Raw genomic sequence first — 21,988 nt, forward strand, 5'->3', positions numbered from 1 at the left:
ACTGCCTACTGCCTACTGCCTACTGCCTACTGCCTACTGCCTACTGCCTACTGCCTACTGCCTACTGCCTACTGCCTACTGCCTAGCCCAAATCACGGAGCACCATTATGAGCACCATTGCCTTCATCGGCCTAGGGAACATGGGTAATCCGATGGCCGCTAACCTGGTCAAGGCGGGGCATGCGGTGAATGGTTTCGACCTTGTGCCGGAAAGCCTCACCGTCGCCCGAGAGCATGGCGTGACTGTGATGGCCAATGCCGTTGCCGCAGCGAAGGATGCCGATGTGGTGATTACGATGCTTCCCGCTGGCAAGCATGTGCTCTCCGTCTACGAAGACATCGCGCCCAAGGCGAAAAAGGGGGCGCTGTTCATCGATTCCTCCACCATCGATGTGGAGTCGGCGCGCAAGGTGCACGCCATAGCCGCCAAACACGGCCTGCTATCCATCGATGCGCCCGTCTCAGGCGGCACCGGCGGTGCCGCAGCCGGCACGCTGACCTTCATGGCCGGAGGCTCCGATGACGCCTTTGCAACCGCGGAGCCGATCCTGAAGCCGATGGCCGGCCGCATCGTCCATTGCGGCGGCGACGGCGCCGGCCAGGCGGCAAAGATCTGCAACAACATGATCCTCGGCATTTCGATGATCGGTGTCGCCGAAGCCTTCGTGCTGGCGGAAAAGCTCGGCCTGTCACACCAGGCGCTGTTCGACGTCGCCTCAACCTCGTCGGGGCAATGCTGGTCCTTGACCACCTATTGCCCGGTGCCCGGCCCGGTGCCGACTTCGCCCGCAAACAGGGACTACAACCCAGGATTTGCAGCAGCACTGATGCTGAAAGACCTGAAATTGTCCCAGGAAGCCGCGCAAAGTGCGGGTGCTGTAACGCCGCTTGGTGCCGAAGCAGCCCAGCTCTATGCCTTGTTCAACGCCCAGGGACATGGCGGCGTCGATTTCTCCGGCATAATTAATTTTCTCAGGGGTAACCCGGCGTAACCCTTGGATTTGGCGGGTTTTTCCGGTTTCCTTCGGTGGAAAAAATGCAAATTTAGATTTGCTTAAGCTCTCGATAACTCCGCGGTAACGATGTCCCTATAAAACGGACTGCGAGGCGGACATATCTCATCCGCCCGGCGCTCCGGATCAGGTCTCGCGTACCGGAGCCCGTAAGTTTCGACAAGTGCCATAAGTTTCGCAAAGTGTTTGCGTAGCGAAGCGCCATGCGTATCTGGCAAAGCCGCGTTCCTGATGGAGCGCGGTTTTTGCGTTTTGCCCTGCAGCACGTTTTGAGACATCGATAACCCGGAAACTGTACTCCGGGATGCCTCACATGCGCCCGCGGGCGCCTTCCGGATCATAGGGCGAGTCCGCGATCACCTTGGCCGCGCGGCGCTCGCCGAGGATGGACACCTCGAGCTCGATACCGGGCGACACAAGTTCCAGGGGCAACAGCGCAAGTGCGATGTCGTGACCGAAAGTGTAGGAGTAGCCCGCAGAGGTGATGTGGCCGACGAGCTCGCCTTCGCGGTAGACGCCCTCGAAGGCGAACGCGCTCGCACCGTCCGTATCGATCGACAGCGTGGCGATCCGGCGTGCCGCCCCCTGCTTCTGTTTTGCGACCAGTGCCGCGCGGCCGATGAAGTCCCCTTTGTCGAGGCTCATGAATCGGTCGAGGCCGCTCTCCCAGGCCGACAGTTCGAGATTCATGTCGCGATACATGGCGCGGTAGGATTTATCGAGACGAAGCGATTCCAGCGCTTGAAGTCCGACCAGCCTCAGTCCGTGCGCCTCCCCCGAGGCCAGGAGCGCATCCAGCAAATGCCGCTGATAGCAGAGCGGATGATAGAGCTCCCATCCCAATTCGCCCGAATAGTTGACGCGCAGCAGTCGCACGTCGCTGGCCATGCCGACAGTGCCGGACTGCACGCTGAACCAGGGGAAGGCCTCGTTGGAGAGATCTATTTCCGTCAGCGGCTGCAATATGTCGCGCGCCTTCGGCCCAACCACCGTGAAGCTGCCGCGATCCTCCGTGACGTTGCGCAGATGCACGCTGCCGTCCTTCGGCAACAGCCGGCGGAGATCGTCAAGGTTACAGCGCTCTGCGCGCGGCGTCGATATGAGATAGAACAGGTCGCTCTGCAGCCGCGCCACCACATACTCGGCCTGCACGCCGCCGGCCGGCGTCAGGTGATGGGCAAGAGCGACGCGACCGGGACGCGGCAGTCTGTTGGCCAGGATTCCGTCGAGCCAGTCCCTTGCGCCCGGTCCGCTGACCTCGAACTTGGTCATTGGTGTCATCTCGACCAGGCCAGCGGTCTGGCGGACAGCCTGGACCTCCGCGGCGACGTGGTTCCCTTTGGGGGTCCAGCGCCAGCTGTAGACGTTGCGCGCTTCGACACCGGCAGGCGCAAACCAGCTCGGCATCTCCCAGCCGTTCAACACATCCCACACCGCGCCGAGCTGGCTTAGACGGTCATAGGAAGGGGCCGTTTTCTGCGGTCGTGCCGCCGGCATGTCCTGGCCTGGATAGTGCTGTGCGGCGTGGGTGCCCCAGGCTTCCCGGACCTTTGCCCGGGTCCAGTTCTTGTTGGCATATTGGCCGAACCGACGGGGATCCAGCTCCGCCGTGTCGATGCTGTTGCCACCCTCCACGATCCGTTCGGAGAGGTAGTAGCCAATCGCACCGCCCCAAAGGATGCCCCCCGGCACCCCTTCGGCGAGCCAGACATTCTCCAGGCCCCACGCCTGCCCCATCAGCGGCAGTTCATCGGCCGTCATCTGGAAAGGCCCTCGCACATTCCGCTTGATGCCGGCGCGGCCTAGTGCGGGGACCAGTTCGGTCGCGCGCTCCCAGTTCCAGGAAACGGCGTCGAAATCTTCATCGAGCAGATCGGCGCCGAACCATTCCGGGACGCCGTTTTCGGCGAACAGCTTGAGCTGCTCGGTACGCTCATAGGGGCCGAACATCAGCCCGTCCCCCTCTTCGCGCAGATAGCCCTCGTAACCCTCGTCCCTGAGGATCGGCATCTCCGGAAGACCAAGCCGTTTGCGTTCCACCACCTCGGGAACCGACTCGGTGATCCAGTACTGATGCAGGATCGGGATCGCGGGAATGTCCAGGCCCAGCATGGCGCCTGTCTGGCGTGCGTAATTGCCGGTCGCAAGGATGACATGTTCGCAAACGATGTCACCGCGCGAGGTCTTGACCCTCCACTCGCCGCTCGGCATCCGCTCGAAACCCACGACCTCGGTATCAAGATGGATCTTCGCGCCGAGGTCGCGTGCACCCTTGGCCATGGCCTGGGTGACATCGGCGGGTGCAATGTGGCCGTCATCGGGATGGTAGAGGGCGCCCAGCATGCTGTTGTTGTCGAGCAGCGGCCAGATCTCTCGCGCCTCCGCGGGCGATACGATCCGGGCCCGCACACCCTGGACCTCGGCAACGTCCATGTAGCTTCTGTACTCGTCCAGCCTGTCGCGCGTGTTGGCAATGCGCAGCTGGCCGCATTTGTGCCAGCCGACGTTCTGGCCCGTCTCCGCCTCCAGCCCCTCATAGATTTCGATCGACCTGGCGATCATGCGGCCGACATTGCGGCTGCGCGCGTAAGAGGGGATGAGCCCCGCGGCATGCCATGTCGACCCGGCCGTAAGCTGCGTTCGCTCCAACAATGCCACATCGGTCCAGCCGCGCTTTGCCAGGCCGTAGAGAATGCCGGCACCCACACAGCCGCCACCGACCACGACCGCACGAAAGGAACTCACCATATGCGCGTGCCCTTGTATGAAATTGCCACCGGCCCACATGAACGCATGCGCATACTGTCAGACAGCATCCGGCTTTTCAGCATATTTCCTTGTCTGGAACGCAGCAGTGGTGACCCGATTGTTGGGCCACAAAGCCGACCGAACTGTCAGCCTTCGCGCCCGTGTTTAGGCTGCTTTTTTTGCGTTTTGCCCAGCTATATTCCGATTGCAGCATTCGGGATCGGGACATGATCTTCGTTGATCAGCACGATCGGCGCATTGGTTCCCTCGACCCTGACGACCAGCAGGCGCAAGCTCCATGTGCCGGCTGTCCGGACAGCGGTCGAATAGGCCGTGCCCTTGCCCTTGGCGCCGTGGACCGGAATGCCGAACTGGGCGTCGCCGGCCCCATTTGCATTGACGTTGAGATGGCCGCCGACCCAGAAACTGTCGGTCAAATCATCACCCAACGCCGCCTTGACGCGGTCGTCGGCGCGAAGCCTGTCCATCGTCATGTGATAGGCATCGCTGCCTTTCAGGACGTAGGGAATGCTGCCCACCATCGTCGCGCAGCCGCCAATCCCGACAACCCAGACGGCAAGGCCGGCGATTGCCCAGTTGCGCTGCGTCTTGCGAAACTGTTCCGCGTCACGCCAGGCGCGGTTCTGCCAAGCCCAGCGGCTGCCGCGCGCGCCCAGGACGATGATCATGATGATGTTGACGACAGGGATCAGCGCCAGCAACGCGATGAAAGTGCTGTTGCCGATGCCCCAGATCCAGTTGAGGAAGAAGGCGCCCCAGTTCCAGCGGTCGAGTTCGGCTGGAATTTCAGCCGGCTGGTTGAGCGGTTGTCCGGCCATCGTGTCCCCCATCGGTGACGTACCGACTGATTCTAGCGCATGCGCCCGTCAATGCGCAAAATCAAAGTTCTGCAACTTCTGTCAGGTCTTGTTGGACAGCCGGCGAAAATTCGCTTTCACGGCACGGCTTGCCGGCTTCAGCGCGGCGCTGATCGAGCGCTCCGCCGCGACCCCGTTGAACAGCGACGGCGTGCGGCCGGAAAAGATTTCCGGCCAGAACCGCGATGCCGATTGCAGGAAGGACATTTGCGCCGCAAACACGCCTTCGGCCATAGCGGCGGTCTTCTCGTTTACCGCACGCGCGGTCTCCGTGCTCCATGGCTGGCTGCTCCCGCCATCCATGGTCATCAACGGCAGCCGCATCATCGCCACCAGCGGCGCCAGCATCAGGTCGCCGCCGATGCTGGCCGCTTCTTGCGTCCGTCGGCTCTTGCCGGTCTTTCTCATGGAAACAAAACCCCTTGTCGCGGCCGAATCAGCCGCAGCCCCACACACTACGCGCTTGTGGTGGAATTCGTTCGCTCCCCGCGTCAGCATGGCCTCAAGGCTGGGCGCTCCCGCCGAGGAGCGCCCAGCCGAGGGGTCGAGTTCTACCGCTTGCGCAGATCGGCTTGCGCCAGATCCAGCGCCTTCGAGATGCGATCGCAGGCCATATCGATCGTATCGCGGGTCCAGATCAGCGGCGGCGACAGGATCATCGTGTCGCCGGTAGCGCGCAGCATCATGCCGTGCGCGATGGCATGATCGCGCACGGTCACCGCCGCACTTCCAGCCGGCAGGAACCGCTCCTTGGTCGCCTTGTCCTTGACGATCTCGATCGCGCCCATCAGTCCGATCGAACGCACCTCGCCGACCAGATCATGTCCGGCAATGCGCTCCTGCAACGCCTTGGCGAAATAAGGACCGGTGTCGTTCCTGACGCGGTCGACCAGCCCTTCGCGCTCGATGATCTCGAGGTTCTTCAGCGCCACGGCGCAGGCCACCGGGTGGCCGGAATAGGTGTAGCCATGGTTGAACTCGCCGCCCTTCTCGACCAGCGTCGAGGCGATGCGGTCGCCAACCAGCAATGCCGACAGCGGTTGATAGCCCGAGGTCAGAGCCTTGGCGGTGGTGATCGTGTCGGGCTCGATGCCGAGCGTCTGGGCGGCGAACCATTCGCCGGTGCGGCCATAACCGGTGATGACTTCGTCCAGCATCAACAGGACATCGTATTTGCGGCAGATGCGCTGCACTTCCGGCCAGTAGCTTGCCGGCGGTATCTTCACGCCGCCCGCCCCCATGACCGGCTCGCCGATAAACGCGGCAACCTTGTCGGCGCCGGCTTCGAGGATCGCCTCCTCGACAGCCCCGGCCGCGCGCAGGCCGAAATCATGATCGCTCTCGCCAGGCAGCGCCAGTTCATAGGCGTAGGGCATCATCACATGGACGATGTTGGGCACCGCACCGTTGAGCTGCTTGTGCATACCATCCATGCCACCGAGCGAGGTGCCGGCAACGGTCGAGCCGTGATAGGCCATCTTGCGCGAGATGATGCGGTTCTTCTCCGGCTGGCCTTCCAGCACCCAATAGTGGCGCACGAGGCGCAGGGCCGTGTCGTTGGCCTCCGAGCCCGACGAGCCATAGAACACCTGGTTGACGTGCTTCGGCGCGATCTCCGCCAGCTTCTTGGACAGCAGCACTGGCGTCGGCGTCGAGCATTTGAAGAAGGAGTTGTAATAAGGCAGTTCCTTCATCTGGGCATAGGCGGCGTCGGCCAGCTCGTCACGGCCATAGCCGATGTTGACGCACCACAGCCCGGCCATGCCGTCGAGGATTTCAGCCCCTTCGGAATCGTAGATGAAAGGGCCGTTGGCATGGGTGATGATGCGCGACCCGGCCCCGCGCATTTCCTTGTGGTCGGTGAACGGATGCAGATGATGCGCGGCGTCGATCTGCTGAAGCTGCTTCAGCGAATAATTCTGATAGGTCATGTCTGATCTTTCCTCTGGATTCTATCCGGCAAGCCGGGGCGAATGCTTCAGAGGCAGAGAGGTGGCGAATAGCCGATGCGGGCGCACAGCCGCAAAAGCTCGGCGCGCAGCGTACGCGGTGACGGCGTCACCGCGACCCGCAATGCGCGAGCCTCAAATGCGTCAATCAACATCCTGACGAGAGCCATGGAAGCCATCTTAGAGCAAAGGCTGGTCGAGGAGAACCACCCTTTGCTTGGCCCATAACGGAATGAGTCTAGGCCTTGGCTGTCAGCGCCCTCTGCAGGAAGACATATTTCATCGCCGTCTGCGCCGCCTGCGGCCGGCGGTCGCCACGCCCGCCATGGCCGCCCTCGGTCTCCTCGAAGAACAGCGTCCTGGCATGGCCGGCTTCCTGCAGGCGGGCGGCCATCTTGCGCGCATGGCCGGGATGGACCCGATCGTCAGCGGTCGATGTGGTCAGCAGCACCGGCGGATAGGCGGCAGCGGCGTCGACATGCTGGTAGGGCGAGTAGGCTGAAAGCCACTTCGCGTCTTCGGGTTTCGACGGATCGCCGTATTCGGCCATCCACGAGGCGCCGGGCGGCAATTCGGCGTAACGCAGCATGTCGAGCAGCGGCACCTCGATAATGACGGCGCCGAAAAGCTCGGGATGCTGCGTCAAGGAAACGCCGGTCAGCAAGCCGCCATTCGAACCACCCTGGATGCCGAGTGAGCTTGCTGTCGCGATGCCGCGCTTGACGACGTCCTGCGCGACCGCTGCGAAATCATCGAATCCGTTTTGGCGATTGCCCTTGAGCGCCGCTTGATGCCAGGCCGGGCCGAACTCGCCGCCGCCACGGATGCAGGCCTGCACATAGGCATTGCCCTTTTCCAGCCATAGCCTGCCGCGCACGCCGGCATAGCCGGGCAGCAGCGGCACTTCGAAACCGCCATAGCCGTAAAGCAGCGTCGGCACCGGCCCCTTCTGATCGCGCCGCCTGACGACGAAATAAGGGATCATCGTGCCGTCCTTGGAGCGCGCCTCGAACTGTTCCGAGATCAGCGGCGAGGCATCGAAACGCGCCGGCTGCGACTTCACGGTTTCTAGCGTCTCGCCATTGTCGTCAGACCAGATGATCGAACTCGGCGTCAGGAAATCGGTGAAGGAGAAGGACACGCTCGAGCCGAACTGCTCGGCATGGCTGATGCCGACATTGCCATTTTCGGGCAGCGCCACCGGTTTCAGCGACCAGTTGCCATCCTTGCGCTCGCAGACGACGACCTTGCCGCGCACATTGTCCATCAGGCTGATGAACAGCCGGTCCCGCGTGCGGGCAACGCCGGCTATGGAAACGCGATATGCCGGCTCGAACAAGGTTTCGACAGGTCCGAGCGCGCCGATCTTGACCCAGTGCGCGAGATCCAGCGAATAGAGGCCGTCGGGCTTGCAAACCGTGCCGTCGGGCGCCGTCCATGGACTGCGTACGCCGAACACGAGCTGATCCCTGAATATTGCCGTATCGGTCATGTCGTCCGGTAGCGGCAGTTGTTTGTTTTCGCCGGAAGGCAGCCGAAGGAAGATGTGCGAAGCGAAGAAATTCAGCGTTCGAGCCAGGACCAGATAACGTCTGTCACCGTCGTACTCGACAGCGGCACCAACGGCGAGATCCTCTTTCTGCGCCTCGAAGATCGGCGTCGCGTCTTCCAGCTTGGTACCGCGCTTCCACAGCTTTATGACTCGCGGATAGCCGGACTCGGTCTTGTCGGCCTCGTCGAAAGCGGCCGAAACAATCACGGTGTCCTTATCCAGCCAGCTGAAGCCCGACTTGGAAGCGGGTGCACGAAACCCACCCTCGACAAACGACTTGGTCGCGATGTCGAATTCGCGCATCTCGCTGGCGTCGCCGCCATCCGGCGACATACTCACCAGGCAACGGTTGAAGTCCGGATAGAGTCGGCTTGCGCCGCCAAAAACCCATTTTACCCCCTCCTTCGCCGCAAGCTGGTCGAAGTCGATGATCGTTTCCCAGTCGGGCTTCTCGGTCTTGTAGGAAGCGACGGTCGTGCGGCGCCAGAGGCCGAGCACATTGGTCTTGTCCTGCCAGAAATTGTAGACATGGCCGGCTTTTGCCGCGCCGACCGCGATGTTGTCCTCGGCCGTCATCAGGTCGAGCGCGGTCTGGAACGACGCCTGATAGGACGGATCGCCCTGCAATTCGCCAACCGTGACCTCGTTCTGGCGATGTACCCAGTCCAGTGACTGCTTGGCCGTCCTGTCCTCCAGCCAGAGGAAGGGATCGTCGGTCGAGGGGGTGGAATTCGGCGTCTGGGTGGCAGGCTTGGTCATGAGGTCTCCGATAAACGCGTTGCTTTGAAAAGGCCAACGCCGACAGGCTGTATCGATATTCTCAGCGCACGATTGAGGCTTTCCGCCGACCAGCGAGGCTAGCAATAGCCAGCGCCAGGCACAGCAGCCCAAGCGTGATCGGCAGCCCGCCGGCACCCAGAATATCCATGGCGCCGCCCGCCAGCGGCGGCACGGCGATACCGCCGACGCCCCACATCAAGGAAAAGGCCGCGTTACCGGCAACCAGTGCGGAGCCGGTGAAGCGTTCGCCGAGCTCGATGATCGACATCGTGTAGATGCCGTAGGAAACCGCGCCCCAGATAAAGACCATTGGCCAGATGAGCGGCGACTCGATGAGAAGCGGAAGCAGGACGCAGCCGAGCACCGTGATCGCGACGCAGGCGAGCCGTACCAGGAGCGCGGAAAGCCTTTCCGCCAAAAGGCCGAGCGGCACCTGCATGGCGATGTTGCCGGCAATCATCACCGACAGCAGCGCCGACATGCGGGTTTCGGTGATGCCGTGATGGGTGCCATAGACCGGCAGCAACGCCAGCGCGCCCTGTTCGAAGCCGGCGGCGACTATGACGGCAAACAAAATCAGCCACGCCAGCGGCACGAAACCCAGGACGGAAACCTGATGCCCGGCCTCGTCGACCTTGGGCAAACGCGGCAGCACCAAGCCCAGGCAGATGCCGCACAGCACGAAGGCGGAGATACCGACGAGGAAGGGCGGCCAGCCCTCGGTGCCGACTGCAAGCAGGCACAGTGGCCCGGCCGCGAAACCGGCCGAGATGATCGTCGAATAGACACCCATGACGCGCCCTCGCCGGGCCGGCGGCGCCAGCGCGATGACCCAGATCTCGCTCAGCACATAGAGCGGGTTGCTCACCACACCGATCAGGAAGCGCAGGGGAAACCACAAATAGACATTTTGCGTCCAGCCGATCAGCGCCAGCACGACAGCCGAAAGGGCCGCACAGGTAAGCGCCGTGCGCCCTGCCCCGAACCGCCGCGCCAGCGCCGGGATCAATGGCGACGACAGGATGAAACCGATCGGCGTCATGGCCGCCGACAAGCCGATCATCGCTGGCGAAACGCCCTGGCGCTGCAGGATGAAACTCAGCAGCGGATAGGACAACCCTTGCGCGACGGCGAACACCGAGACGGTCGCGATCACACCGGTGATGCCAGCCCATTGCATCGTCTCGTCCTTGTTCGATTCAACCAAATTCATGTGCGCACCGCTATCGAGGCTGCAGGATTAGCGATTGAGCAACGTGGTGGTAAGCCCCTGGCAGGCGAAAACAGTTTGCTCCAGACAATGCCTGTCAGGAGGCTGGGCCTGTCAGGAGGCTGGGCCTGTCAGGAGGCTGGGCCTGTCAGGAGATTGGGCTTGTCAGGAAGCTCGGCGCACGGACGACCGATACAGCGCGAACATCACCAGCACCGCGTCGAGGCCGGCGATCACGACCGGCAGCCCGAGCGGGCCGATGCCTTGCATGAGCAGGCCGGCACCGGGTGGGCCGACGATGCCACCGACGCCCCACATCAGTGCAAAGGCAGCGTTGCCGGCGACCAGCACAGAGCCCTTGAACCGGCTGCCGAGTTCGACCAATGCCATGGTGTAGACGCCGTAACCGACCGCGCCCATCACCAGCAGCACGACCCAGATCAACGGCGTTGCGATCAGCAGAGGCAGCAAAAGCGCGCAAACGGTTGTTGCCAGCGCGCAGACGATGATCATGGCGCGTGCTCCAAAACGCTCCGCCAGAAGACCGAGTGGTATCTGCAGCAGGATGTTTCCGAGGGAAAGCGCCATCACCAGCGAGGCCAGAACGGCTTCGGCCAGGCCGTAGCTGGCGCCGAAGACCGGGACCAGCGCATAGGTGCTCTGCTGGACCGCCGCCGAGACAAGCACGGCAAGCAGCAGCGCCGGCGCCATCCTGGCAAAGCCGACGAGGCCGCTGGCAGGCTGGCCGTCATCCTCGAAACCGGTGAGCTTAGACGAGACCGCGTGCAGGATCACCGCGCAGAGCGCGAAACCGGCGACGCCGACCATGAAGGGCGCCCAGCCCGACGTACCGAGCAGGGTCAGCGCGAATGGTCCGGCGGCGTAACCGGCGCCCATCAGCGTGTTGAACACGCCCATCACCCTGCCGCGCCGCGATGGCGGCGCCAGCGACAGTGCCCACACCTCGCCGAGAATGTAGAGCGGGTTGATGACGACGCCGATGATAAAGCGGATGACGAACCAAGCCACCCAGTCCTGCAGATAGCCGATGCCCAGGAAGCAGAGCGCGCCGATCAGCGAGCAGCCGACCGCCAGGTTGCGCCCACCGACCAGCCGCACCGCGGCCGGCACGAAGGAAGCCGAAAGGATCAGCCCGAGCGGCATCATCGCCGCCGACAAGCCGATCAGCGCCGGCGACATGCCCTGTTTCTGCATCAGCAGCGTGAACAGCGGCGAGCTCAACCCCTGCGCAGCGCCGAACATGGCAAGTGCCGCGGTGACGCCGGCAAGCGCTGCCCATTGCGTTCCTGCTTCGCCTTCGCTCGAGCCGGTCGCGACCATGCTGCCATCCAAATGAACTGCTGGCCATCCGGCCGGCAAGCCGAGTAGCTATCGGTTCGATCCCGGGAAAGGAAGGGCCGGCCGCCGAAATCCGCTTAAGCCAACGAGGCGGCGGGATCAGGCCGATGTCGTGGCCGCGCAACTGCCGTTCCGGCATGTCGCTTCCCTCGCCCTAGTGGTCGCCGCCTCCGCAATGGCTGGGCAGCCGCCGGTCCATTATGCCGCCCGCTATCGCATCCTACGAGGACCATCATGACCGCCGCCCTACAACCCTTGGAACCGGCATTGGCCACTGACCGCGCCCGTCGCGGCGGCCGCGCCGGAAAGCGCGCCGGCGGCTCGGCCGCGTTCGAGCAGCCGGCTTTTCGCCAGCTGAAGAACCCGCTGGCGCCAACCAGGCTGGTCTCCGACGACGAGCTGGAATCGATCCACCTCGCTTCCCTGCGCGTGCTGCGGGAAATCGGCGTCGACGTGCTGCACGACGAGGCCCGCAGCATCATGAAGGCGCATGGCGCCGATGTGCGCGACGGCAGCGAACGGGTGCGCTTCGACAGCGACATGATCCTGGAACTGGTGTCGCACTGCCCGTCGGAGTTCACCATCCATGCCCGCAATCCCGCTCACAATGTGCGCTTTGGCGGCAACAATGTGATCATCTCGATGATGGCGTCGGCGCCCAATTGCTCCGACATCGATCGCGGCCGCCGGCCCGGCAACCAGCAGGACTACCGCAACTTCCTCAAGCTTGCGCAGATGCACAACATCCTGAACTGCACGGGCGGCTACCCGGTCGAGCCGACCGATATCCATCCGTCCGTCCGCCACCTCGAATGTATCCGCGATCTCAGCGTGCTGACCGACAAGGTGTTCCACATCTATTCGCTCGGCAAGGAGCGCAATGTCGACGGCATCGAGATCGCCAGGATCGCGCGCGGCATCAGCCACGAGCAGATGCTGGAAGAGCCGTCCGTCTTCACCATCATCAACACCAATTCGCCGCTCAAGCTCGATGTGCCGATGATGGAAGGCATCATCCAGATGTCGAGCAAGGGCCAGGTCGTCGTCGTCACGCCGTTCACCCTGTCGGGGGCCATGGCGCCTGTCACCATCGCCGGCGCACTGGTGCAGCAGAACGCCGAGGCGCTTGCCGGCATCGCCTTCGCCCAGATGGTGCGCAAGGGCGCGCCCGTCGGCTATGGCGGCTTCACCTCCAATGTCGACATGAAGTCCGGTTCGCCGGCGTTCGGCACGCCGGAATACATGAAGGCGCAGCTTGTCGGCGGCCAGCTTGCCCGCCGCTACAACATCCCCTACCGCACCTCCAACACTTGCGCCGCCAACACGGTCGACGCGCAGGCGGCTTATGAAAGCGTGTTCTCGCTGTGGGGCGCCATCCAGGGCGGCGGCAATCTGATGATGCATGCCGCCGGCTGGCTCGAGGGCGGCCTGCGCTGCTCCTACGAGAAGACCATTCTGGACATCGACCTGCTGCAGATGGTCGCCGAATTCCTGACCCCTCTCGATCTTTCCGAAGAGGCACTCGGCTTCGACGCCATCCAGTCGGTCGGTCCTGGCGGCCATTTCTTCGGCACCCAGCACACGCAGGACCGCTACAAGACCGCCTTCTACTCGCCGATCCTCTCCGACTGGCGCAATTACGAGACCTGGGCGGAAGCCGGCTCGCCGACGGCGCTCGAAAAGGCCAACAAGGTCTGGAAGGAGCGGCTGGCGTCCTATGAGGAGCCTTACATGGACCCGGCCATCCGCGAGGAACTCAACGCCTTCGTCGCCAAGCGGCGGTCCGAAGGCGGCGCGCCGACCGATTTTTGATCGGCCGTGTTGTTGATGAACAGTCGACCCCCACTCCGTCGAGCTGCGCTCGACACCTCTCCTCCAATCGACGGCGGAGAGGGAAGGCGCGAGCTTATGCCGGCTGGCGCCCTTCCTCTCCCCCCGGAGGGGTCATCCGATTCAATCTCTTCAAAAACGGACTTATCTAGATGAAATCTCACGTAAAAGCGGTTGTCATCGGCGGCGGCGTCGTCGGCTGCTCGGTTCTCTACCATCTGGCCAAGGCCGGCTGGACCGACATCATGCTGATCGAGCGCTCGGAGCTCACCTCCGGCTCGTCCTGGCATGCGGCGGGAGGCTTCCACACGCTGAACGGCGACCCCAACGTCGCCAAGCTGCAGGCCTATACGGTGCAGCTCTACAAGGAGATCGAGGAGATATCCGGCCAGTCCTGCTCGCTGCACCTGACCGGCGGCGTGATGATGGCTGATACGCCAGAGCGCATGGATTTCCTGCGGCTGGCCCACGCCAAGGGCCGCTATCTCGGCATGGACACAGAGCTGATCACCCCGTCCGAAGCCAAGGCGATGTTTCCGCTGATGGACGAGACCAATTTCGTCGGCGCCATGTGGGATCCGGTGGAAGGCCATCTCGATCCGTCGGGCACCACCATCGCCTACTCCAAGGCGGCAAAAAAACTCGGCGCCGAGATCGTGCTGCGCAACCGCGTTGTGGAACTGACACAGGAGGTCGACGGCACCTGGAACGTCGTCACCGAACAGGGCACGGTGAAGGCCGAGCATGTCGTCAACTGCGGCGGCCTGTGGGCGCGCGAGATCGGCCGCATGGTCGGCGTCGAGCTGCCGGTTCTGGCCATGGAGCACATGTATCTCTTGACCGAGCCGATGCCGGAGGTCGAGGAGTTCAACAAGTCGACCGGCCGCGAAATGATCGGCGTGCTCGACTTCAAGGGCGAGATCTACACCCGCCAGGAGCGCAACGGCATCCTGCTCGGCACCTATGAGAAGGCCTGCAAGCCGTGGTCGCCGGTCAACACGCCGTGGGATTTCGGCCATGAATTGCTGCCGCCCGACCTCGACCGCATCGCGCCGTCGCTGGAAATCGGCTTCAAGCATTTCCCCGGCATCGAGAAGGCCGGCATCAAGCAGATCATCAACGGCCCCTTCACCTTCGCGCTCGACGGCAACCCGCTGGTCGGCCCGGTGCAGGGCCTGACCAATTTTTGGTGCGCCTGCGCCGTGATGGCCGGCTTCAGCCAGGGCGGCGGCGTCGGCTTGGCGCTGTCGAACTGGATGGTCCATGGCGATCCCGGCTTCGACGTCTGGGGCATGGATGTCACCCGCTTCGGCGAATGGGCCGGCCTGCGCTACACCAACGCCAAGGTGCGCGAAAACTATTCGCGCCGCTTCTCCATCCGCTTCCCCAATGAGGAACTCCCGGCGGCACGCCCGGCGCAGACGACCCCGCTCTACGACACGATGCTGGCCAACAACGCCGTCATGGGCGACAGCTGGGGACTTGAGACACCGCTCTGGTTCGCACCTGAAGGCAAGGAACCCAGGGATATCGTCTCCTTCCACCGCTCCAACGATTTTGGGCCGATCGGCGAGGAAGTGCGCGCCACGCGTGAGCGTGTCGGTGTCACCGAGATCGCCAATTTTGCCAAATACGAAGTCTCGGGACCCGCGGCCGAGGATTTCCTCAACCGGCTGATGACCAACCGCATGCCGAAGACCCGCCGCATCGTGTTGACGCCGATGCTCAACGAATTTGGCAAGCTGATCGGCGACTTCACCATCGCCAAGGCGGCAGAAGACCGCTTCATGATCTGGGGCTCGTCGGCGGCGCAGAAATACCACATGCGCTGGTTCGAGAAGCACCTGCCGAAGGACGGAACGGTGCGCATCCACCGCTTCGACCAGACCCTGGTCGGCCTGTCGATCGCCGGGCCGAAATCACGGGACTTGCTGCAGAAACTGGTCGATGTCGACGTCTCGACAAAAGCCTTCCGCTTCATGGATTTCCGCGAGATGGCGGTCGGCGGGGCGCCCTGCATGGTCAACCGCATCACCTACACCGGCGACCTCGGCTATGAAATCTGGATGGCGCCGGCCTACGAGCGCCTGGTTTACAAAGCGATCAAGGACGCCGGCGAGGAATTCGGCCTTGTCGATTTCGGCATGCGCGCGCTGCTCTCCATGCGCCTCGAAAAGAATTTTCCGACCTGGTTCCGCGAGTTGCGGCCGATCTACGGCCCGTTCGAAGGGGCGATGGACCGCTTCATCAAACTGGAGAAGAACGACTTCATCGGCCGCGAGGCTGCCGCCAAGGAACAGGTCGAGGGTCCGAAGCTGCGCCGCGTCTCCTTCATCGTCGATGCCGCCGACGCCGACGTCATGGGCGACGAACCGATCTGGGCCAAGGTCAGCAAGGACTACGGCACGGTGGAAAAGCCGCATGGCTATGGCGCGCCACGCTTCGACAAGGGCGGCAAGGAAATACGCGGCTCCAAGGCTGCCGAAGGCGCGTCCGCCGTGCGCGGCATCGTCGACGGCGACTGGCGCGTGGTTGGCTGGGTCACGTCGGGCGGCTATGCGCATTATGTGCAGAAGTCGATGGCGCAAGGCTATGTGCCGGCGGCTCTTGCCGAGGACGAAAGCGCGGGCCTGTTCGAGATCGAGATCCTCGGACACCGCCGGCCGGCCCGCATCAACGTCGAAGCGCCTTTCGACCCGAGCGGCGAGAAGATGCGGACCTGAGGTTCGACCATGGACAGCGCGGGGCCGAAGGGCAGCTTTGGCCGCCATCGCAAGATCATGCCGTTCGAGCCAGGCTCGATCGAGGCCCTCCGCGACGCCTCCCGCCGGAAGGCGGCTTCGCTCAACCAGCATGTGCTGGGCTATGGCGCGCAGGCCGAAGCTGAATGGGCCGCGGCAGGCATTGCCGCGCCCGATCTGCCTGCCATGCGTCAATACCGGCTGGAGCGTATCCGCGCCGAGCTGAAGCGGCGCGGCTATGCCGGCGCCCTGCTCTACGACCCCGTCAACATCCGCTACGCCACCGACTCGACCAACATGCAGCTGTGGGTGGCGCACAACCCGACGCGGCATTGCTTTGTCGCCACCGACGGCCCGGTGGTGCTGTTCGACTATTTTTCCTGCGAGCACCTGTCCGATCATTCCGGCGTCGTCGACGAGGTGCGGCCGGCGGTGTCGTGGATGTACCTCTATAGCGGCGAGTTGACCGAGCAAAAAGTCCGCCGCTGGGCCGCCGGGATCGCCGATCTGGTGAAAGAGCATGGCGGCGGCAACAGCCGCATCGCCGTCGATCACATCAACCCGGAAGGCGTCGAGGAACTGGCGCGGCTTGGTATCTCCATCGGCAATGGCGAAGCGGTGATGGAAAATGCGCGGCTGATCAAGTCGCCTGACGAAATCCTCGCCATGCGCCGCGCCATCGTCGCCTGCGAGGCGGCGATGGGCGAAATGGAACAGGCGCTGAAGCCTGGCATTTCCGAAAATGAGTTGTGGGCGGAACTGCATCGCGGCAACATCGCGCGCGGCGGCGAATGGATCGAGACCCGGCTGCTGACGTCAGGTCCGCGCACCAACCCATGGTTCCAGGAATGCTCGTCACGCAAGATTGTATCAGGCGACCTCGTCGCCTTCGACACCGACCTTATCGGCCCCTACGGCTTCTGCGCCGACCTGTCGCGGACATGGCTGTGCGGCGATGCAAAGCCGACCAATGAACAGCGCGACCTGTTCCGTATCGCCGCCGATCAGATCGAGCACAACACGGCACTGATGCAGCCGGGCATCTCGTTTCGCGACCTCGTCGAGCGCTCGGCCGTGCCACCGGGAGACTGCTTCCCGACGCGATACGGCGTGCTCTATCATGGCGTCGGCCTGGCCGACGAGTATCCGACACTACCGCATGCCAGCGACTGGACATCGGACACGCCGGACGGCGTGCTGGAACCGGGCATGGTGCTGTGCGTGGAAAGCTATATCGGCCGGCTTGGCGGGCGCGAAGGCGTCAAGATCGAGGAACAGATCCTGATTACCGAGACCGGCAACGAACAGCTCTCAACCTACCCGTTGGATGCGAGGCTGCTCGGCTAGCCCGGCAAGGGCCTCGCGCAACGCCCCAACCGTCTTTTCCGGTGTCACCGCGGCGGTGATGTAAGGCAGGCCTTTGCGCCGCCCGGTCCAGCCGATGACCACCACCTTTTTCGCCGCCGGCTCGAAACGCTGCGCCAGTGCCCAGCTCTCGCAGTCGATGGCCGCTATATCGGCCTTGCCCTCGGCAATTGCGACGATCGAGGAACGGTGCCCACCGCTTTCGCTGCGCGAGGCAAAGAGGTCAAGGCTCTCGCCCATCGCCTCCAGGTCGCGCGTCAAACCGAGGAACCCCGACATCGAATCGAGGCTGTTGAAGGTGAAGCGCTTGCCACGGATGCGATCGAGTGGGACCAGCGGGCTGCCGTCATTGGGCGAGGCAACCGACGGCGCGCCATCCGCCAGCATGACGATAGCGCTGGAATAGAGCTCGCCCTGCCCGCCTTCGTAGGCGTCGTAGCTTGGCTGGGCGACCACCTGCACATGCCTGGACAGGCCGAGTTCCATCGGCCCCCAGCAGGTCTGCGCGAACAGCAGCGCCGGGTGCAGCCACAGTCTGTGAAAATCGAGTTCGTCCGGCGGCAATGTCGCTGGATCGGGTGCGATCAATGCACCGGCAGCATCACGAATTCCGCCCGGCACCGGCGGCAGGTCACCATTGCGACGCGCGATGGTTTCCGGCGCGTCAATGCCCTTTCCCCGGAAAGCATCGCGCAGCAGCACCCATTGCGCGTCGACCTCGCCGCGCACTTCGGGCCAATCATACATCGGCAACGCCGCAACCAATTCACTCATGCCGATATCAAATCATCATGTCGGGAAAAAGGATCGCAAAAACGCGGCGTCCAATCAGAATTGGCCGACACGGACCCCCGGATAGGCCGGATTATTCCTTGGGCGGCTCGGCGGGAACCGGCGCACTGCCAAGCCCGCTGATGCTGCGCGCCCTGATGCGCGGCTTGAAGGCCCTGCCCGGCTCGGCTTGACGCCGCAGCACCGGGTGCACGATCGGCTCTTTTGCCTTGAAGGCGTAAGCCTTGATCAGCGCGAAATAGTTCGGATAGGCATAGCCATTGTTCATCCGCAGCCATTCCTCACGGCGGTCACGAAACAGCTTGGGTAGCTTGTACCAGGCCACGGTCGGGGTCTTGTGGTGGACGAAGTGCAGATTGTTGTTGAGGAACAGGAACGACAGCGGCGAACGCTCGACGATCACCGTGCGACCTTCCGGATGTTCCGACCATTGATGCTCGGCGAACGTGCGGATCGAGATCAGCGACTGGCCGAGCCAGACCGGCACGAGAATGTAAAGCCACAGCGGGATGCCGAAGCCGAACTGGACGATCGGCAGCACGACGGCAAGGCCGATCGCGTGCAGCAGCCACGCCTTGCGGATCGCCTTGTCGCCGGCGAACATCTGCTTGGCGTCGTCGATGAAGAAGCCGACGCAGGACAGCCACGGGCCGAGCACGAAGCGGCCGGCCATGGTGTTGTTGATCTTGAGCAGGAATTTCATCGTCGGCGGCAGCTCGTCATGCTGCCAGAGCGCCTGGTAATAACTCTCTGGATCGTCCAACGGGTCGGTCAGCCGCTCGTCGGCGTGGTGGCGCAGATGGATGGTCTTGAAGCGGCGGAATGGCCAGACCAGACCGATCGGCAGGAACACGAAGGCTTCGTTGACCCGTGCATTGCGTGTCGGATGCCCGTGCAGCACTTCGTGCATGATCGACGATTGCAGTGCGGCGGTCAAAGCCAGGATGGCGAGCGCCAGGACGGGGTAGGATGGCCAGAGCAGGAAACCGGTGGCGAGCCAAGTTGCGTAACAGAAAAAGGCGAGTACCACGGTCGGCCACTCGATGGCCGGTGCGCTGTGTCGCCTGATGCTCTTGCTCGTCATGCTATCGACCACTGTCCCTCAGTCGCCGGAAACCCCAATTGGCTCCTGACAGCATAGTGTCAGGAGAAATGATTCCACTCAACGAGACAAAGTGCACAAACTGTTGCGATTGCGCATTTTCGGCCGCACATGTTATACATTGTAAACAGACTTAGGGATTCATTTACGCCTGAGGCGCGCTCGGAAGCGATTCGGCGCAAATTTTTCCTCAATCGAGGTGGAGCCCGCACATGGACAAGCGCGACCTGTCGACGATCTTCCGCGAACGCCTGAAAATGCTCTTGACACGCTCCGACCTGAACCAGTCGGCCTTCGCGACCGCGGTCGGCATCGACCGCTCGGCGCTATCGCAGCTGCTGTCCGGCGCCTCGACCCGCCTGCCCCGCGCCGAAACGCTGCTCAACATCGCCGCCGAGTTCAAAGTGTCGCTGGACTGGCTACTCGGTCTCAGCCAGGACGAGGGCCTCACCGGCGAAATCCGCGAGAGCCTGGAGATCGAGGAGGCACCCGACGGCTTCGACCGCACCCTGCTGGCCAAATGGCATGCCGAGGCGGCCGGCACCAAGATCCGCTACGTGCCTGCCGGCATTCCCGATCTTCTGCGCACCGAAGCGCTGGTCGACTACGAAGCCGGCATCACCAACAAGAGCCGCCTGGCGCAGGCCGGAGAAACGCAATACCGCATCGACTACAACAGGCGCCCGGAAACCGACATGGAAGTCTGCATGCCGCGCCACACGCTGGAGATCTTCGCCCGCGGGCTGGGTGTCTGGGACCGTTTCCCCGAAGCCGACCGGCGCGCCCAGTTGCTGCACATGGCGACGCTGCTCGACGACCTCTACCCGACCTTCCGGCTGTTTCTCTATGATGGGCGGATGCGCTATTCGATCCCCTACACCATCTTCGGCCCCTATCGTGCCGCCATCTATGTCGGCGACATGTATCTGGTGCTCAACGCCACCCAGCCGATCCAGACGCTGATCCAGCATTTCGACAATCTGATCCGGGCTGCCGACATCAATGCGCACGAGGCGTCCGGCTTTGCGCACAGGCTGGCCGGCATGTCGTTCCCAACAGGCACTGTCTGATTTTCGGCAGCCAAGATCACCACCGCGCCATGGCTCAAGGCGCCGCATGGGCGAATCCGTCCTAGCTATTCATTGACTACACATAAAGACTTCTTTATATCCTTATCCGACTTCGAACATGAAAGCCAATCCGATGACGACCACCAACCCGATCGATGCGCTGCTGGCTGAAAAGGGCGTGCTGCTGGCCGATGGCGCCACCGGCACCAATCTATTCGCCATGGGTCTGGAGGCCGGCGAGGCGCCCGAACTGCTGAACGAGACGGCGCCCGACACCATCACCAGCCTGCACCAGAATTTCGTCGATGCCGGCGCAGACATCATCCTCACCAATTCGTTCGGCGGCACCCGTCACCGTTTGAAGCTTCACCATGCGCAGGACCGCGCGCATGCGCTGAACAAGCGCGCCGCGGAGCTTGCTCGTGCCGTCGCCGACAGAGCCGGCCGCAAGGTGATCGTCGCCGGTTCGGTCGGCCCGACCGGCGAATTGCTGGTGCCGCTGGGCGCCATGACCTATCACGAGGCGGTCGACGCCTTCGCCGAACAGATCGAGGGTCTCAAGGCCGGCGGCGCCGAAGTTGCCTGGATCGAGACGATGTCGGCTCCCGACGAGATCCGCGCCGCCGCCGAGGCGGCCATCCGCGTCGGCTTGCCCTACACCTACACCGGTTCCTTCGACACCGCCGGCCGCACCATGATGGGTCTGCTGCCGAAGGATATCCACGGCGTCACCGACGGGCTGTCGCAGGCGCCGCTCGGCGTTGGCGCCAATTGCGGCGTCGGCGCCTCCGACATCCTGGCCTCGCTGCTCGACATGACCGAGGCGAAGCCGGAAGCGACGGTGATCGTCAAGGGGAATTGCGGCATTCCCGAATTCCGCGGCACCGAGATCCATTATTCCGGCACACCCGAACTGATGGCCGACTATGTCAGGCTCGCCGTCGATGGCGGCGCCAAAATTATCGGCGGCTGCTGCGGCACCTCGTTCCAGCACCTCGCCGCCATGCGCAAGGCGCTCGACGCGCACACCAGGGCGGATCGTCCGACGGTTGCCGCGATCGTCGAACGCATCGGTCCGATGCGCAACAAGGTGGCGACGGAAAACACCGCCGAGACCAGCGAAGCCCGCCGCGAGCGCCGCCGCAGCCGGGCCTGACCCATCGGTTTTCGACTATTCGCTGTTGTCGGCGTAGCTCGACTGCGCCGACTTGAAGTCGACCACATTGTCGCCGCGCATCGTCATCAGCGCGCCTGAAGCGCTGGGGTCGGTGATCTGTTCCAGCATGATGCGGAACCGGTCGTTGGTCAGTGCCGACAGGGCGGTATGGCGCGCCTGCGCGACATCGTCACTGATACGCCTGGATTCCGATGATGGGGCCGATGAAACCGCCGAGGCGTCTGGCGCTGGGGGTATCGAGTTGGCGATAGTCCTGATCTGCAATTTCGGCTCCCTCAAGCCCAGTACACCTGTCCTGCGTAACAAGGAGAGGGTTGCCATCCAGTACCGGAAATGCCGCGCAATTTAACGACCCGGAAAATCCGCGAAAAAAGGCCGGCAAGATTTCCCTCGCCGGCCTGCCTCACCCGCCCGTAGGTCGG

Annotated in this window: 16 protein-coding genes; 6 read left to right on the forward strand and 10 right to left on the reverse strand. The window is 63.3% G+C overall.

Annotation, left to right across the window (positions count from 1 at the left end):
* The first annotated feature begins 107 nt into the window (after positions 1 to 107).
* Positions 108 to 992 carry a 3-hydroxyisobutyrate dehydrogenase gene (mmsB, locus tag NKH95_RS27130; RefSeq protein ID WP_128303970.1) on the forward strand — a complete coding sequence of 295 codons (885 nt, stop codon included), beginning with the start codon at positions 108 to 110 and terminating at the stop codon, positions 990 to 992.
* 330 nt (positions 993 to 1,322) lie between these two features.
* Here the strand turns inward: mmsB and NKH95_RS27135 are convergent, their stop codons facing one another.
* The 7 genes from NKH95_RS27135 to NKH95_RS27165 form a co-directional block, all read right to left on the reverse strand.
* Complete coding sequence (locus tag NKH95_RS27135; RefSeq protein ID WP_352439873.1) at positions 1,323 to 3,761, reverse strand: GcvT family protein; 2,439 nt, start codon at positions 3,759 to 3,761, stop codon at positions 1,323 to 1,325.
* Positions 3,762 to 3,955: 194 nt separating this feature from the next.
* Positions 3,956 to 4,600 carry a cytochrome c oxidase assembly factor Coa1 family protein gene (locus NKH95_RS27140; RefSeq protein WP_023812283.1) on the reverse strand — a complete coding sequence of 215 codons (645 nt, stop codon included), beginning with the start codon at positions 4,598 to 4,600 and terminating at the stop codon, positions 3,956 to 3,958.
* Between the two features lie 81 nt (positions 4,601 to 4,681).
* Positions 4,682 to 5,047 (reverse strand): hypothetical protein, encoded by a 366-nt coding sequence (locus NKH95_RS27145; protein ID WP_023812284.1) that lies wholly within the window; start codon positions 5,045 to 5,047, stop codon positions 4,682 to 4,684.
* Positions 5,048 to 5,190: 143 nt separating this feature from the next.
* A complete protein-coding gene (locus NKH95_RS27150) occupies positions 5,191 to 6,570 on the reverse strand; it encodes an aspartate aminotransferase family protein (RefSeq protein WP_128303967.1) in 1,380 nt (459 codons plus the stop codon).
* 256 nt (positions 6,571 to 6,826) lie between these two features.
* A complete protein-coding gene (locus NKH95_RS27155) occupies positions 6,827 to 8,899 on the reverse strand; it encodes a prolyl oligopeptidase family serine peptidase (RefSeq protein WP_128303966.1) in 2,073 nt (690 codons plus the stop codon).
* 61 nt (positions 8,900 to 8,960) lie between these two features.
* Positions 8,961 to 10,133 carry an MFS transporter gene (locus NKH95_RS27160; RefSeq protein WP_128303965.1) on the reverse strand — a complete coding sequence of 391 codons (1,173 nt, stop codon included), beginning with the start codon at positions 10,131 to 10,133 and terminating at the stop codon, positions 8,961 to 8,963.
* A 162-nt stretch (positions 10,134 to 10,295) separates the two neighbouring features.
* Positions 10,296 to 11,471 carry an MFS transporter gene (locus NKH95_RS27165; RefSeq protein ID WP_128303964.1) on the reverse strand — a complete coding sequence of 392 codons (1,176 nt, stop codon included), beginning with the start codon at positions 11,469 to 11,471 and terminating at the stop codon, positions 10,296 to 10,298.
* A 252-nt stretch (positions 11,472 to 11,723) separates the two neighbouring features.
* On the opposite strand from NKH95_RS27165, the gene NKH95_RS27170 reads away from it, so the two are divergent.
* From NKH95_RS27170 to NKH95_RS27180, 3 genes are all read left to right on the forward strand, one after another.
* A complete protein-coding gene (locus tag NKH95_RS27170) occupies positions 11,724 to 13,301 on the forward strand; it encodes a trimethylamine methyltransferase family protein (protein ID WP_023812287.1) in 1,578 nt (525 codons plus the stop codon).
* A 170-nt stretch (positions 13,302 to 13,471) separates the two neighbouring features.
* Positions 13,472 to 16,042: a GcvT family protein gene (locus NKH95_RS27175; RefSeq protein ID WP_128303962.1), complete on the forward strand. Its 2,571-nt coding sequence runs from the start codon at positions 13,472 to 13,474 to the stop codon at positions 16,040 to 16,042.
* Positions 16,043 to 16,051: 9 nt separating this feature from the next.
* A complete protein-coding gene (locus NKH95_RS27180) occupies positions 16,052 to 17,407 on the forward strand; it encodes a M24 family metallopeptidase (RefSeq protein WP_023812289.1) in 1,356 nt (451 codons plus the stop codon).
* On the opposite strand, the gene NKH95_RS27185 is transcribed toward NKH95_RS27180, so the two are convergent.
* Together NKH95_RS27185 and NKH95_RS27190 are read right to left on the reverse strand one after the other, a co-directional pair.
* Positions 17,372 to 18,199, reverse strand: a complete 828-nt coding sequence (locus NKH95_RS27185; RefSeq protein WP_023812290.1) for a phosphate/phosphite/phosphonate ABC transporter substrate-binding protein — start codon at positions 18,197 to 18,199, stop codon at positions 17,372 to 17,374. The genes NKH95_RS27180 and NKH95_RS27185 overlap by 36 nt on opposite strands.
* Positions 18,200 to 18,290: 91 nt before the next feature.
* A complete protein-coding gene (locus NKH95_RS27190; protein ID WP_031213520.1) occupies positions 18,291 to 19,301 on the reverse strand; it encodes a fatty acid desaturase in 1,011 nt (336 codons plus the stop codon).
* A 230-nt stretch (positions 19,302 to 19,531) separates the two neighbouring features.
* Between NKH95_RS27190 and NKH95_RS27195 the strand changes: the two genes are divergently transcribed.
* Positions 19,532 to 20,389: a helix-turn-helix domain-containing protein gene (locus tag NKH95_RS27195; RefSeq protein WP_023812292.1), complete on the forward strand. Its 858-nt coding sequence runs from the start codon at positions 19,532 to 19,534 to the stop codon at positions 20,387 to 20,389.
* A gap of 133 nt (positions 20,390 to 20,522) precedes the next feature.
* Positions 20,523 to 21,545 carry a betaine--homocysteine S-methyltransferase gene (bmt, locus tag NKH95_RS27200; RefSeq protein WP_023812293.1) on the forward strand — a complete coding sequence of 341 codons (1,023 nt, stop codon included), beginning with the start codon at positions 20,523 to 20,525 and terminating at the stop codon, positions 21,543 to 21,545.
* Positions 21,546 to 21,560: 15 nt separating this feature from the next.
* On the opposite strand, the gene NKH95_RS27205 is transcribed toward bmt, so the two are convergent.
* Complete coding sequence (locus tag NKH95_RS27205; protein WP_023812294.1) at positions 21,561 to 21,830, reverse strand: hypothetical protein; 270 nt, start codon at positions 21,828 to 21,830, stop codon at positions 21,561 to 21,563.
* Between the last annotated feature and the right edge of the window lie 158 nt (positions 21,831 to 21,988).

Origin of the sequence: Mesorhizobium sp. M0848 (assembly GCF_040319805.1) — a bacterium.
In the GTDB taxonomy this organism is placed as follows: domain Bacteria; phylum Pseudomonadota; class Alphaproteobacteria; order Rhizobiales; family Rhizobiaceae; genus Mesorhizobium.

What these genes read in the sequence shown, in the direction of transcription:
- mmsB (WP_128303970.1), top strand. Translation starts at nt 108, where the DNA reads ATGAGCACCATTGCCTTCATCGGCCTAGGGAACATGGGTAATCCGATG.
- NKH95_RS27135 (WP_352439873.1), bottom strand. Translation starts at nt 3,761, where the DNA reads ATGGTGAGTTCCTTTCGTGCGGTCGTGGTCGGTGGCGGCTGTGTGGGT.
- NKH95_RS27140 (WP_023812283.1), bottom strand. Translation starts at nt 4,600, where the DNA reads ATGGCCGGACAACCGCTCAACCAGCCGGCTGAAATTCCAGCCGAACTC.
- NKH95_RS27145 (WP_023812284.1), bottom strand. Translation starts at nt 5,047, where the DNA reads ATGAGAAAGACCGGCAAGAGCCGACGGACGCAAGAAGCGGCCAGCATC.
- NKH95_RS27150 (WP_128303967.1), bottom strand. Translation starts at nt 6,570, where the DNA reads ATGACCTATCAGAATTATTCGCTGAAGCAGCTTCAGCAGATCGACGCC.
- NKH95_RS27155 (WP_128303966.1), bottom strand. Translation starts at nt 8,899, where the DNA reads ATGACCAAGCCTGCCACCCAGACGCCGAATTCCACCCCCTCGACCGAC.
- NKH95_RS27160 (WP_128303965.1), bottom strand. Translation starts at nt 10,133, where the DNA reads ATGAATTTGGTTGAATCGAACAAGGACGAGACGATGCAATGGGCTGGC.
- NKH95_RS27165 (WP_128303964.1), bottom strand. Translation starts at nt 11,471, where the DNA reads ATGGTCGCGACCGGCTCGAGCGAAGGCGAAGCAGGAACGCAATGGGCA.
- NKH95_RS27170 (WP_023812287.1), top strand. Translation starts at nt 11,724, where the DNA reads ATGACCGCCGCCCTACAACCCTTGGAACCGGCATTGGCCACTGACCGC.
- NKH95_RS27175 (WP_128303962.1), top strand. Translation starts at nt 13,472, where the DNA reads ATGAAATCTCACGTAAAAGCGGTTGTCATCGGCGGCGGCGTCGTCGGC.
- NKH95_RS27180 (WP_023812289.1), top strand. Translation starts at nt 16,052, where the DNA reads ATGGACAGCGCGGGGCCGAAGGGCAGCTTTGGCCGCCATCGCAAGATC.
- NKH95_RS27185 (WP_023812290.1), bottom strand. Translation starts at nt 18,199, where the DNA reads ATGAGTGAATTGGTTGCGGCGTTGCCGATGTATGATTGGCCCGAAGTG.
- NKH95_RS27190 (WP_031213520.1), bottom strand. Translation starts at nt 19,301, where the DNA reads ATGACGAGCAAGAGCATCAGGCGACACAGCGCACCGGCCATCGAGTGG.
- NKH95_RS27195 (WP_023812292.1), top strand. Translation starts at nt 19,532, where the DNA reads ATGGACAAGCGCGACCTGTCGACGATCTTCCGCGAACGCCTGAAAATG.
- bmt (WP_023812293.1), top strand. Translation starts at nt 20,523, where the DNA reads ATGACGACCACCAACCCGATCGATGCGCTGCTGGCTGAAAAGGGCGTG.